The sequence below is a fragment of the Coraliomargarita sinensis genome, assembly GCF_003185655.1.
Taxonomy (GTDB): Bacteria; Verrucomicrobiota; Verrucomicrobiia; order Opitutales; family Coraliomargaritaceae; genus Coraliomargarita_B; species Coraliomargarita_B sinensis.
The window spans coordinates 357,996-369,712 of the sequence record NZ_QHJQ01000002.1 but is presented as its reverse complement, the minus strand read 5'-3'; the positions used below and the strand labels follow the sequence as shown (position 1 = coordinate 369,712).

The 11,717-nt window shown below is 55.6% G+C and carries 12 protein-coding genes; 4 read left to right on the top strand and 8 right to left on the bottom strand.

Going from position 1 to position 11,717, the window contains the following annotated elements; genetic code table 11:
- Nucleotides 1–25: 25 nt before the first annotated feature.
- The 6 genes from DDZ13_RS04140 to DDZ13_RS04115 all read right to left on the bottom strand — a co-directional run bounded on the left by DDZ13_RS04140 (nucleotide 26) and on the right by DDZ13_RS04115 (nucleotide 6,307).
- Complete coding sequence (locus DDZ13_RS04140) at nucleotides 26–1,324, bottom strand: sigma-54-dependent transcriptional regulator (RefSeq protein WP_110130158.1); 1,299 nt, start codon at nucleotides 1,322–1,324, stop codon at nucleotides 26–28.
- Nucleotides 1,325–1,355: 31 nt separating this feature from the next.
- Entirely contained in the window at nucleotides 1,356–1,871 is a 516-nt protein-coding gene (locus tag DDZ13_RS04135) for a hypothetical protein (protein ID WP_110130157.1), read from the bottom strand.
- Nucleotides 1,872–1,926: 55 nt separating this feature from the next.
- Nucleotides 1,927–3,432 (bottom strand): trypsin-like peptidase domain-containing protein, encoded by a 1,506-nt coding sequence (locus tag DDZ13_RS04130; RefSeq protein WP_110130156.1) that lies wholly within the window; start codon nucleotides 3,430–3,432, stop codon nucleotides 1,927–1,929.
- A 50-nt stretch (nucleotides 3,433–3,482) separates the two neighbouring features.
- Nucleotides 3,483–4,259, bottom strand: coding sequence for an acyl-ACP--UDP-N-acetylglucosamine O-acyltransferase (lpxA, locus tag DDZ13_RS04125; protein WP_110130280.1), 777 nt, complete (start codon nucleotides 4,257–4,259; stop codon nucleotides 3,483–3,485).
- A 15-nt stretch (nucleotides 4,260–4,274) separates the two neighbouring features.
- Nucleotides 4,275–5,606: a bifunctional UDP-3-O-[3-hydroxymyristoyl] N-acetylglucosamine deacetylase/3-hydroxyacyl-ACP dehydratase gene (locus tag DDZ13_RS04120; RefSeq protein WP_110130155.1), complete on the bottom strand. Its 1,332-nt coding sequence runs from the start codon at nucleotides 5,604–5,606 to the stop codon at nucleotides 4,275–4,277.
- A 119-nt stretch (nucleotides 5,607–5,725) separates the two neighbouring features.
- Nucleotides 5,726–6,307, bottom strand: a complete 582-nt coding sequence (locus tag DDZ13_RS04115; protein ID WP_158279782.1) for an HAD family hydrolase — start codon at nucleotides 6,305–6,307, stop codon at nucleotides 5,726–5,728.
- A 110-nt stretch (nucleotides 6,308–6,417) separates the two neighbouring features.
- On the opposite strand from DDZ13_RS04115, the gene DDZ13_RS04110 reads away from it, so the two are divergent.
- The 4 genes from DDZ13_RS04110 to hemH all read left to right on the top strand — a co-directional run bounded on the left by DDZ13_RS04110 (nucleotide 6,418) and on the right by hemH (nucleotide 9,559).
- Nucleotides 6,418–7,092: a DUF502 domain-containing protein gene (locus DDZ13_RS04110; protein WP_110130153.1), complete on the top strand. Its 675-nt coding sequence runs from the start codon at nucleotides 6,418–6,420 to the stop codon at nucleotides 7,090–7,092.
- On the top strand, nucleotides 7,092–7,718 hold the full coding sequence (locus DDZ13_RS04105) for a hypothetical protein (protein ID WP_110130152.1): 627 nt from the start codon (nucleotides 7,092–7,094) through the stop codon (nucleotides 7,716–7,718). Before DDZ13_RS04110 ends, DDZ13_RS04105 begins: the two co-directional genes overlap by 1 nt.
- A 52-nt stretch (nucleotides 7,719–7,770) precedes the next feature.
- On the top strand, nucleotides 7,771–8,421 hold the full coding sequence (locus tag DDZ13_RS04100; protein ID WP_110130151.1) for a hypothetical protein: 651 nt from the start codon (nucleotides 7,771–7,773) through the stop codon (nucleotides 8,419–8,421).
- Nucleotides 8,422–8,491: 70 nt separating this feature from the next.
- Nucleotides 8,492–9,559 carry a ferrochelatase gene (hemH, locus tag DDZ13_RS04095; protein ID WP_110130150.1) on the top strand — a complete coding sequence of 356 codons (1,068 nt, stop codon included), beginning with the start codon at nucleotides 8,492–8,494 and terminating at the stop codon, nucleotides 9,557–9,559.
- Nucleotides 9,560–10,009: 450 nt separating this feature from the next.
- On the opposite strand, the gene DDZ13_RS04085 is transcribed toward hemH, so the two are convergent.
- Nucleotides 10,010–10,744 (bottom strand): alpha/beta hydrolase, encoded by a 735-nt coding sequence (locus DDZ13_RS04085; protein WP_110130148.1) that lies wholly within the window; start codon nucleotides 10,742–10,744, stop codon nucleotides 10,010–10,012.
- Between the two features lie 2 nt (nucleotides 10,745–10,746).
- On the bottom strand, nucleotides 10,747–11,622 hold the full coding sequence (locus DDZ13_RS04080) for an NAD(P)-dependent oxidoreductase (protein ID WP_110130147.1): 876 nt from the start codon (nucleotides 11,620–11,622) through the stop codon (nucleotides 10,747–10,749).
- Between the last annotated feature and the right edge of the window lie 95 nt (nucleotides 11,623–11,717).

The following is an 11,717-nucleotide window of genomic DNA, read 5'->3' as shown; positions in this document are numbered from 1 at the left end:
TCTGGTTTTAATAGTTTGGAAGAGCTTATTGCATCTTGGCAGCAACCTCATTGACATCGGATGCGAAAAAACTGGCGACCTTGGCACGCTCCGCCCCGAAGAGAATCGCCGCTGCGCGCACAAGTTCTGTTTGTTGGCTCGAAAGATAAGATTCGAATCGTGCCCGGGGAGAGGCCCCCTCGCTGACCAGCATGGCCGCTTTGACATCGTTCAAGCTCAGCACATCGCCGGGGTCCGCATCCATGATCTTGCGGACCGTTCCACGAAGCTCCTCGTAGTTACCTTTCCAGGGCTGCTCACGGAAAAGGTCACGCGCGGACTTCTCAAACCGGGGCACGGCGGCAAGGCCTTTCTCGCGGGCCATCTCAACAACCAACTGCTGCGCCATCACTCCGATGTCCACTTTGCACTCACGAAGTGGCGGCACACGCACCTCGGCTGTCCCCATGAGGATGTAAAGATTCTCATCGATCAGACCTTCATCGAAAAGCGAGTCGAGGTCACCGCTCACACAATAGATCGCACGCAATGGGAGGTCCAAGTCACCAAAATCCCCGTCGCCCTTTGGTAAAGTAGCCGCCAGCTTCTTTTGGTCATCACTCATGTTTTCGATCTCAAGAATGACGCATGTGACACGTTCGGCCCCCTGCTTCTTCGCTTCCTGAATGAGTGAAAGCGCCTGAGTACTGTCGAATGACCCCGGACTGAGGTAAACAAACTGCTCTTTGTCGCTCTCGTAAAACCTGCGAATATCTTCACAAATTGACCGATAATGCATCCCTTCCTCGCCGATCAGCGTCAGCGTTGACCTGAAGTTTCGCAGCGAGTAGAGACGTTCTGCGAAGGTGGTGGAAGCCCCCGTCTTACAAGGAAATGAGCGGAAGGAAAACCCAAGCTTGGCATCGACTTCACCCTCGCCTTCAGAGCTGTCTTCCTGCTGTGGCGCATTCTCCACTTTCTTGGCTTCGGCAATGAGTTCCCCGGTCCGCTCAAGCAGGGAGAAAATATTCAGGGGTTTCAGAAAAACACCTCCCACACCCTCGCTGATCAACTCGCGAATCGTATCATTCTCAAGATAGCCGGACACCATAATTACAGGAACCTCCGGCCGAAGCTCCTTGATCTTTTTCATGAACTCGGCACCCGTCATTTCGGGCATCTTATGGTCGGTCACCACCAAATCGTAGTCCGTCTCCTTGAATACCTCCACCGCCTCGAGAGGATCGGTCATGGAGGTAACGATGTAGTCGGCCTGCTCGAAAATATCAGTCAGGAGACTATTAAAATCGGCATCGTCGTCTAGGATGAGAACACTGTAGGACATATACTAAATTTTGTTTTGAGGTCGTTGGCGCTTATTCGTCTTCGGCAGCAGCTTCATCTTCCGCTTCATGTATTTCTTCGATTTGTTCCAGTGCGCGGGTCATGGAACTCGTCGCGGTGCCATACCAGATCACCCGGCCATCGAGCAGTTCTTCCCAATGTTTTACAACAGGTGCGCTGAGCCAGTAACATGTGGCCAACATGTAGGTGTTTTCCACCTTGTCGAAAGGAATCGTTGAAGTGGCCCAGCAAAGGGAGAGGTCGACATTGTATGGACGCAGCGAGCGCAAATCGATGTGCCCCAGGTCGATCAGCCCCAGACTTTCTTCTTCGACCAGGTGTTCGAGAAGCGCTTGTTCTTCAAGTGCCTTGGTTTCGTAGAGCAGAGTACTCAGTATCGAAGCCCGCTTTAACTCGGAAGCCTGAATGGCTTCCATGAATTTTTCGTTGGCCGCTTCCAGGTCGTCCACAGAAACTAGTCCGCGTTCCACCATGGCGGATCCGAGGAATCGATTACTGCGGAGTATGAGTGCGCGATGCTCTTGCATTTAGACAGCCTTTAAAATGCGCTAGCGGGGGCGATTACGTCAAGTCATCAGAATTCTAATCTGGACGGATGGATAAATAGCCGGAACGCCCGCCGGAATAAACGAAAAAGCTGCTCACTTCCCGCGAAGCGATCAGGGACTGCGCATGATCCAAAGAACGGGGAACCACTCCATTGATCTCCAGTATCAGCATCCCCTTCAGAAGACCGGATGCGTATGGCGAAGATTCGGTCACCGAGGTCACCACCAAACCGGACAACTCGTCTTCAATTCCGTACTTCATACGAACTCCGGCGTCGATCAAAGCAACATTGACGCCTGTTAGCAATTCACCGGCCATAGCTCCCGCACCGAAAGGATTATCCGGATCCGCGAGTTCGACATTGACGCGCAGCAGCTCCCCTTCCCGCCTGACACTCAATGCCACTTCCTCACCCGGCGCGAATTTCCCGACCTTGAGGCGCAGGTCTGTAGCCCCGTCCACGGACTCCCCGTCAACAGCCACAATGACATCACCCCCGCGGATACCCGCTTTTTCTGCCGGCAAGCCCTCGGCCACCGATTGAATGAATGCACCCTTCTCCTCCGGCACTGAGAAGGCTTCCGCATATTCCGGATTCAAATCTTCAATACTCACCCCTAACAGTCCGCGGCGCACCTTACCTTCACGAACGAGATCAAGCGTAATGTCGTGGGCAAAGGTCGAGGGGATGGCAAAGCCGAGGCCAATGCTGCCACCACTGCGAGAGAGAATCGCCGTATTGATGCCGATTAAGCGGCCATAAGCGTCAACCAGCGCACCACCGGAGTTGCCCGGATTAATGGGCGCGTCCGTCTGGATAAAGCTCTCGTAGCCGGACTCGCCGAGAATGGAAAGGTTACTCCGGCCTGTCGCCGAGACAATACCCTGCGTGATGGTCAATCCCACTCCCATCGGGTTGCCGATCGCAAAGACAACATCGCCCACTTCGAGCAGGTCGCTGTCCGCCATTTTCAGAAATGGCAAATCCTCGGCCGCAATCTTCAGTACGGCCAAATCACTGCTGGGATCACGCCCCACCAAGTCGGCCTGAAATTCCCGTCCGTCATTCAGCTCCACCAGAATCTCGTCCGCCGGATCACCTGTGCGGGCGGTGACCACATGATTGTTGGTCAAGATATAGCCATCGGCGGAGATCAACACACCGGAGCCGACTCCTTCCGAGTAGCGACGTTCAAACTCCTCCGGTTGGCCGCCCGCCCCGGGAGGCAGCCCGAAGAAGCGCCGGAGTAATTCTTCACGCGGATCCATCCCTCGCTGGCGAATGAAGCGCATCACGCTGGCCGAGTGCACCGCCACCACCGCTTCCTTGGCGGGCTTCAGAATGGGTGCGTAGCTCGTAAGATACCTGGGGTCCTCACGGTTGATCGGCTCGGAGTCGATCGAGAGATCGAAGGAGGCGACACGGGGTTCAGAAGTCGGCGGATCCGTCTCCGGCGAATCACTCTGCTCCGCTGCGCAGGCTGTGAGCGCCCAAGTCAGACCAAATAGAATACTCTTCAGGAACAACTGCTCTTTCATCGTTTGAAATCAATTTTCAAAAAGCGACTGCAAACTACAGGAAGCGCCTCCTATGACAAGCCCCGCTCGCTTGTTTTCAAAAAGCCCAAAAAGCGTGTCACAATTTCCGTCTCGGCCACCCCGGCCTCCTCAAGCTTCTCGGCAGCCTGCCGGCGATTGAATCCTTCCTTGTAGAAAACTTTGAAGATCCGGCGAACCAGAGCAATGTCCTCTTTGGAGAAGCCGGCCCGCTCGAGACCCACTTTGTTTGGTGTTCGCACTTCAGCCGGGCTGCCATCCGAGATCATGTAGGGCGGCACGTCCTGAACGACTTTGGATGCCGCCCCCACCATGGCAAAATCGCCGATACGGCAAAACTGATGCACCCCGGCCCCCCAGCCGATATTGACATGATCCATAACCTCGACGTGCCCGCCAAGCGCAGCATGACTGCTCATGACTAGGTGATTACCCACCTGGCACTCATGGGCGATATGGCTGTAAGCCAGAATCAGGTTTTTATCCCCCAACCTGGTCAGTTGACCCTCAGTGGTGGCACAGTGGATGGTGGTGAATTCCCGAAAGACGTTCCCTGAGCCGATTTTCAGCCCCTGCACGCCTCCCTTATATTTGAGGTCGTGAGTCTTCCCGCCGACATAGGCGTAAGGGTGCACCTCGTTATCTTCCCCCATCGTGGTTCCGCCATCGACGGTCGCGTGGTGCATCACTTCAGTGCCTTTAGCGATCGTAACGTGTGGGCCGATGTAGGCGTACGGACCAACAATGACCCCTTCGTCAAGTTCGGCCCCCTTTTCAATAATCGCGGTAGGATGTATCTGACTCGCCATACCCATAGGAAGCTTTTAATCGCTCGCCTCGACCAGCATAAACATAAGCTCGGCATTCGAAACAACCTTGTCCCCAACTTTACATTCGGCGGTGGCCGTCGCCAATTTGTTGCCGCGAACCTTGGTAATTTTCGCATGCACATAAAGCGCATCTCCCGGCTCGACTGCCTGGCGGAATTTAACTTTATCCACACTCATGAAAAACGCGATCGTACTATCCCCCACGTCGAGACGACGCAGCAACAGAATCCCGGCGGCCTGGGCCATCGCTTCAATCTGCAGCACACCCGGCATCACCGGACGGCCCGGGTAGTGGCCCTGAAAATAAGGCTCGTTGATCGTGACGTTCTTCAAGGCCACCAATTCGTCGTCGTTCGGCACTTCCAAAACCCGGTCAATCATAACGAAGGGATAGCGGTGCGGCAGGAGGTCGAGCACCCGGCGGATATCCATGGTTCCCTCTCCCGTCTCGACAGTTGCTGCCGGTGCCGCTGCTTTTTTCTTCTTTCCCTTGGCTTTTTCCAGAATCTTCTTCCGCAGTTCCTTGCTCAATTCAGCATTGAGCGCATGCCCCGGTCGAACCGCTACGATGTGGGCCTTGATCGGCATACCGGCCAGAACGATGTCGCCGATAATATCGAGCATCTTATGCCGGACGAATTCGTCCGTGTAGCGCAGCGGTTCCTTGGAAACAATTTTGTCCCCTTTAATCACAATCGCGCTGTCAAGACTGCCGCCTTTGATCTTACCCAGTTTGAGGAGTTCCTCAATGTCTTCGTAGATCGTAAACGTACGGGCCGGAGCGATTTGGGCCACGTAAGTCTCCGGGTCGACATCCAGACTGAGATGCTGGGTGTGGATTCCGCGATCATCCGCGGAGGTGCAGGTAATCCGGAAGCCGTCGTGCGGCAATGCGATGAGCGAGCTGCCGCCGCGCGTCACGGAAATCGGCTCTTCCAAGGTGTAATACTGGCGCTCGGCTTCCTGTTCCACCGGTTCAGCTTCCTGCACCAGATTGACAAAGTGTTTGGCCGATCCATCGAGAATCGGCGGTTCACTCGCATCCATCTCGATAATGACATTGTCCACACCGCAGCCGTTGAGCGCGCTGAGCACGTGCTCAACCGTGTGCACCTTGGCATGGCCATCGGCAATAGTTGTGCTGCGGACAAGGTCGTCCACGTGATCGGCAAGCGGCTTGAGCTCGGGCTTGCCGAATAGATCCACGCGCTTGAACACGATGCCGGTGTTTTCAGCTGCGGGTTTGAGCGTCAGATGCACTTCCTCGCCGGTGTGCAGGGATTTACCTTTAATGGAGACCTCCCGATGGATGGAGCGTTGTTTCATAAAAAATTAGTTTCTTTAGGGTCTGCTGCCGGATCGGTGCAGACCTCTGGTTAAAACCTTAAGAAGCTAGGGCTCAGATCAGGCATGTAAAGCATCGGTTTGGATGCTTGCACCCCGGGCTAATCCAGTAGTGTGTTGATATCGATGACTTCCATCCCCGCCCGTTGTGCGGCCTCCATGCCCAGTACGGTATCTTCGAAAGCATGGCAACGCCGGGGATCCACACCGATCAGCTCGGCGGCACGCAGGTAGACATCGGGCGCAGGTTTCGGGTTTTCAATACAGTCGGCACCCACGATGGCACCAAACCATTCGTAAATTCCCAGCGCCCGGAGAATTTTCTCCGCCACCCATTTCTCGCTGCCGGTCGCCACCGCCATCGGGATGTGCTCACGGTGAAACTCCGCAATCGATTTCACCGGCAGCACCGGTTTTACCTCCTCAAGCAGTTCCAGAAACAAGGCCTCCTTTTGCTCCGCCAGCCTGACCGCATCGACGGACACCCCCTGCTCTTTCGCCAGCATAGTAATGACATTCACCGCTGGCACGCCACCAAGCGCATAAAACCGCTCCTCGGTAAATTTGATGCCGTGCGCGTCCATTGACCTCGTCCAGGCAATGAAATGCGTCGGCATGGTGTCGGCCAAAGTACCGTCCATGTCAAAAATAAGGCCCTCGTAATCATGATGGAGGTTTTGCATGCCGGCTGATACAGCGACCATGCTGAAGATTGGCAATGGGAATCTCTTCTTTAAAGTTGCGGGGCGCCCATCCATGGGAATCTTACACGGCAACCCGTTACCACCGCATTATGTTCCGCTCCATTCGCAACGCCTTCATCACCGGCCTCGTCGTCATTCTGCCTCTCGGCGTCACGATTATCGTGATCAACTTTCTCCTGCAAAAGCTGGGCACGCCTGCGAGCAACTTCTTTTTCTGGTTTCTGGACCGACAGTTCAGGGATATGCCCGCAGTGGCCCTCGCGCTTGAGATCATCTCGATCCTGGTGGTTTTCCTTCTTATCACCCTGCTGGGCTACTGCTCTCGTTTCGTCATCGGCCGGATTTTGTTGCGCTGGATGGAAAAACTCCTCGGACAGGTTCCTTTTATTAATTCCGTATACCGTACGGTAAAGCAGATCGTCGATACCATCAGCCAGCAAAACAAAGCCGTTTTCCAGGAAGTCGTGCTCATCGAATACCCCCGCGCCCACAGCTACGTGCTCGGCTTCCTGACCAGTAAAGCCAAGGGCGAGCCGCAGGAGGTTACGGGGGCCAATATCGTCAATGTCTTCGTGCCCACGACCCCAAATCCGACCAGCGGCTTCCTGCTCATGCTTCCGGATACGGATGTCACCCGATTGAAGATGAGTATCACCGACGGCATGAAGTTGATTATTTCCGGGGGCGCGGTGGTGCCGCCCGGCGAGGGGGAACCTGTAAAAATCGAGAACCCGGAAGAAGCCCGGGGCCGGAGCGGGAACTAATGTCACAAACACATAGAGTCCTAGTCCTGCGAAAGGAAGCCTCCGGAGAATCCTTTCTCAAACTCCATCTTCTCGGACCGGAGCTGGGCTGCCAACTCTGCCTGAAGCGCGTCGCAACCAAGAACCGCTCAACCAAAGCCGCGCCCGACCTCTTCGATACCGCCGAGGTCCAACTCGAAACATCCAAGCACGGGACCGCCCAGTTTGTCAGTGATTACCAAATCCTACAGCGCCGCAGCGAAATAGGCCAGAATTACCGCGCCCTGCGCCACGCTTCGGACCTGAGCAATCTGCTCATCCTGAACGGAGGCCATATGGCGGACCTGCCCGCGCTCTATCAACTGGCCGAGCGGAGTATGGATGCTTTTGCGCAGCACTTGGAGCCATCTGTCGTCTATCTCAAAAGCCTCTTTTTACTGCTGAAAGACGAAGGCTATCCGGTACGCGAGTCCTGGTGGCCGGAGGTCCCCGCACCGCTCCGCGAGCCTGTTCGCGCCCTTCTGAGCGAACCCAGTCCCGAATCACTCTCGCCGGAGGACCGGAAGTCATGCGAAGCTTCCATTCTGGACTTAGTCCATTGGCTGCGCAGAGAAACAGACCTTACCCTACCCGATGGGATATTGTAATTGTCGACCGGACTCATCATACAATAATGCCTCACAAAATTACCGCTAGAGAATGTTACCCCGCATCCTGATCCTATTTCTTCTCGTCTTTTCCTTCACTCAAGCCGACCAGGCTCTTGGGAATGAACCGTCACTCTCTCTTTCCTCTGACCAGAAAATGGAGAGCGTTCAGACGGAGAGCCCCTTGATCAAGGCCGCGGACATCGTCCAGAAACGCGAGGGCAGGACGATTGGCGCCAGTGTGAAGGGTTTGGGAGAGGAGTATGAGATAAACAATTCCCTGAATAGCCTTCAGGCGGCGCTCAGCGCAGAGGAGGATTTATCGCAATCGCTGGAAACGGCTTCCGCCAGCTCCCGTGCTCAGGAAATCGTCATCGCTTTTTTGATCGAGCTTCTTGCCACCTGCGCCGTATTGGTCATCGCCTTTCAGCTCAGCGGCGTTCCTGTCGTCGCGACTCAAATCATCTCACTTGGCATGGCTGTCGCAATCATTGGTGCCGTTCTCGACGCTGTTATCGCCGCTTCGCCGCTCAACCCGATCCGCGCTCTGACCGGACTCGTCATCCTGGCCTCACTCATCCGTTACTTAACCAATACTGGTAGATGGACCGTTGCCGTGAAACTTGCGTTGATTACACGTATCATCTCACTGGCGTTTATCTGGCTTATCTTGTTCGGACTTACCGCTCTGCGCAGCATTTAAGCCAAGACCTCGGAAAATATAGTCCGCCAAGTATTTGACAAAATCACCATCGCCCACCTTCTCTACGAACATGTCCAAACAAGGCGTAATCCTTCTCAACCTCGGCTCACCCGATTCCACAGATGTCGCTGACGTTCGTCGCTATCTGCGGGAATTTCTCATGGACGGTCGCGTTCTCGATGCGCCTTTTCCGATCCGTTGGTTCCTCGTAAACTGCCTCATACTCCCCACCCGGCCCCGTGAATCGGCCGAGGCTTACTCCGAAATCTGGCGGGAAGACGGCTCACCCCTCATTCTCATTTCTCAGGCTCAGCAAGCGGCATTCGCCGAAAAATTGGACATACCGGTCGAACTCGGCATGCGCTACGGCAACCCGTCCACCGCCGGAGCACTTCGCAATCTTCTCGATCAGGGCGTGGACGATCTCTTCATCGTTCCCATGTATCCACACTACGCCATGTCCAGCTACGAGACGGCCGTCGTTCACCTCATGGCAGCGGTGCGGGAGCAAAAACCGGACCTCAAGACAACCCTCCTCCCTCCATTCTACCAGGATCCCGGCTACATAGATGCGCTGGTTAAAAAAGCCGCCCCCTCGATCAAGGAGGGTAACTTTGATAAACTCGTCTTTTCCTTTCACGGCATTCCTCAACGCCACCTGGTGAAAGGCGACCCTTCCCACGACCACTGTTTGACCACCCCTGACTGCTGCAACACCTGCCACCCTGCCCATGCCACCTGCTACCGCCATCAGTGTGCCATGACCGTCGAGAAATTCGTGGCCGCCGCAGGTCTCCCCAAAGAGAAATACATGCTTACTTTCCAGAGCCGGCTCGGCCGCGAGCCCTGGCTACAGCCCTACACCGACAAGACTCTCGAAGAGCTGGCGGAACAGGGCAACAAGCGGGTCAAAGTCATGTGCCCGGCCTTTACCGCCGACTGCCTGGAAACCCTTGAGGAAATTGCCATGCAGGGTCGCGACAGCTTCCTCGAGGCTGGGGGCGAAGACTTTGAGCAAATCCCCTGCCTCAACGAATCACCAGATTTTATCGACTTTCTCGCAGGAAAAGTACGCGACTGGCAGGCGGGTCACTACGAAACCGAAAAGGCCACACCTCCCGCTTACGTCGAACGCTGAACATTCCATCCACACAACTTGGAATCGTCCTGTTCACGACGGAAACAAAGAAGTCGGCGCTTAGGCTTCGCCCCAGGTTTTAGAGCCCCGGATACAGGCCCCCGGTCTGCATAGGCAACCATCCGGCTCAACGCTGGATGTCTACGACAACAGACGCTTTCGGAGGAACGGCCTTCAAGCGCCCTTTGCCCTGAAGTTTTCTTCGAAGGTTGCCGGGCCAATAAATGACCCACAAGAGATAACCCAAGGGCCAGAAGCATACCGCCACCATGAGACTTATGCGAAATGCCGGCTCATTCAGTCTGCTCGCCTCCCAATAGACGTGGATAAGCGAAAGTAGCCACAGAACCCACCATAGTAGCTGCCAGATCACATCTGCTTCATTCATAGTCTGTCAATCGCCTGCCCCCCGTTCATCATTGCGACGGGCTGATATCGCTTAAAAAGCAATCAATCTGACAAGTGCTGCTCCAGCCATTTCGCGGTAGCGTCGACTACCTTCGGATAAGAGGCCTCGTCGAAGCAATGTTCGGCACCGTCGATGAGAACGAGCTGTTTCGGTTTTGCCGCGAGTTTGTAGGCGTCTTTGCTGTCTTCGGGCAACACGACGTCGTCGGCAGTACCGTGAATAAGCAAGAGCGGCTTGGCCAGCACCGAGACCTCTTCGAGCAAGTCGCCGATAGAATTGAGGTCATCGACGTATTCCTGCGAGAGCGGGCAATCGGGTTCATCCCACATCGTCCCCTCTCCGGGTGTGACCTCGCCAAACTCACGTTCACAGAAGTCGGCCGTGCGGATCATGCCAGCGAGATTCACCACCACTTCGATTCGCGGGTCCTTTGACGCAGCCAGCACGCCGACGGCACCGCCCATGCTGTGACCACAGTAAGCGAGCCGAATATTTTCGGGGAGCTGCCCGATCAAATCCTGGAGGTCCTCGGTTTCTTTGGAAATCGTAGAGGCGCGAAAGTCGCCCCCGGAACCGCCGTTACCGGCAAAAGAGACGCGCAGGCAGGGCCAACCTCTGGCAGCCAAGCCTTCCGCCACCGCCACCACAATAGGACGATCTTTGTCCCCGGTCACGCCATGGCCGAGGATGACGAGGAAGCCGGTCCGGTCACCGGGATGAAAACTGACATCGAGGCGTTCACCGTGGCGGTTGGTAAAAGTCTGCTCTTTCAACATGATTAAAGCCTCCCGGGGAATGTAAGTTCGGCGACTGCGGATTTATCCAGTTCTCCGCGACCGAGTTGAATAAGCCGGCGGTATTGTGATTCCGTTGCTTCCGACAAGGGTACATTCACACCGACCGAATCGGCCAGATCATTGGCGATGCCGCTGTCCTTGGCCGCATGGGCGGAAGAGAAATAGCACTCGTGGTCTCGCTCGCGCATGTCGTCGGCATCGGTCTCCAGCACGCGGGAATTCGCTCCAGTCTGAGAAAAAACCTCACAAAGCATCTCCAAATCAAGGCCCAGCGCCTGACCGAGGCCAAGCCCTTCCGCCAGCGCGGCCGTGTTGATGTTCATCACCATGTTGACCAGTGCTTTGACTTGGGCGGCCTTGCCGGTGGCTCCGATGTAGCGCAAAGAGGCGGATAGATCCTGCAGCAACGGTTCGACCTTTTTGAAAATATCCTCTTCACCCCCGACCATGAGATAGAGCGAGCCGTCCCGTGCCTGGGGGATGCTCGAGGCCATGCAAGCCTCCAGAGCGTGGGCGCCCACCTTGCGGCAGGCCATTCCGATTTCCTCGTGCACTTCCGGACTGACCGTGGCACAGTTGATAAAGACTTTCCCTTCCGCATCCTTCAGCAAAGTGTCCTCGGTGAAAATGGCACGCATCGCTTCGTCGTCCGTCACCACAGTGAAGATGACGTCCGCCGCAGCCGTGACCGCCGACAAATCCGGCGCGACCTCCACGCCGATCTCTTCCGATAATTCGCGGGTAGCCGCCTCGCGACTGTCCAGCAGCGCCGTCAACGCATGCCCGCGATCCTTGAGCCGTCTCGCCATATTGGCGCCCATTCGGCCGACTCCGACAAATCCGATTTTCTTATCCATACAGTTAAATTAAGGATCAGGCTCCACTTGTCCATGCCGGAGCTTGGAATGCTTGAACTTAAAGAATACAACCTCTTGCTGCGCTGGAGAATGGA

Bases quoted from the DNA above. Each gene is read 5' to 3' on its own strand.
- DDZ13_RS04140 (WP_110130158.1), bottom strand. From the start codon at position 1,324: ATGTCCTACAGTGTTCTCATCCTAGACGACGATGCCGATTTTAATAGT.
- DDZ13_RS04135 (WP_110130157.1), bottom strand. From the start codon at position 1,871: ATGCAAGAGCATCGCGCACTCATACTCCGCAGTAATCGATTCCTCGGA.
- DDZ13_RS04130 (WP_110130156.1), bottom strand. From the start codon at position 3,432: ATGAAAGAGCAGTTGTTCCTGAAGAGTATTCTATTTGGTCTGACTTGG.
- lpxA (WP_110130280.1), bottom strand. From the start codon at position 4,259: ATGGCGAGTCAGATACATCCTACCGCGATTATTGAAAAGGGGGCCGAA.
- DDZ13_RS04120 (WP_110130155.1), bottom strand. From the start codon at position 5,606: ATGAAACAACGCTCCATCCATCGGGAGGTCTCCATTAAAGGTAAATCC.
- DDZ13_RS04115 (WP_158279782.1), bottom strand. From the start codon at position 6,307: ATGCAAAACCTCCATCATGATTACGAGGGCCTTATTTTTGACATGGAC.
- DDZ13_RS04110 (WP_110130153.1), top strand. From the start codon at position 6,418: ATGTTCCGCTCCATTCGCAACGCCTTCATCACCGGCCTCGTCGTCATT.
- DDZ13_RS04105 (WP_110130152.1), top strand. From the start codon at position 7,092: ATGTCACAAACACATAGAGTCCTAGTCCTGCGAAAGGAAGCCTCCGGA.
- DDZ13_RS04100 (WP_110130151.1), top strand. From the start codon at position 7,771: ATGTTACCCCGCATCCTGATCCTATTTCTTCTCGTCTTTTCCTTCACT.
- hemH (WP_110130150.1), top strand. From the start codon at position 8,492: ATGTCCAAACAAGGCGTAATCCTTCTCAACCTCGGCTCACCCGATTCC.
- DDZ13_RS04085 (WP_110130148.1), bottom strand. From the start codon at position 10,744: ATGTTGAAAGAGCAGACTTTTACCAACCGCCACGGTGAACGCCTCGAT.
- DDZ13_RS04080 (WP_110130147.1), bottom strand. From the start codon at position 11,622: ATGGATAAGAAAATCGGATTTGTCGGAGTCGGCCGAATGGGCGCCAAT.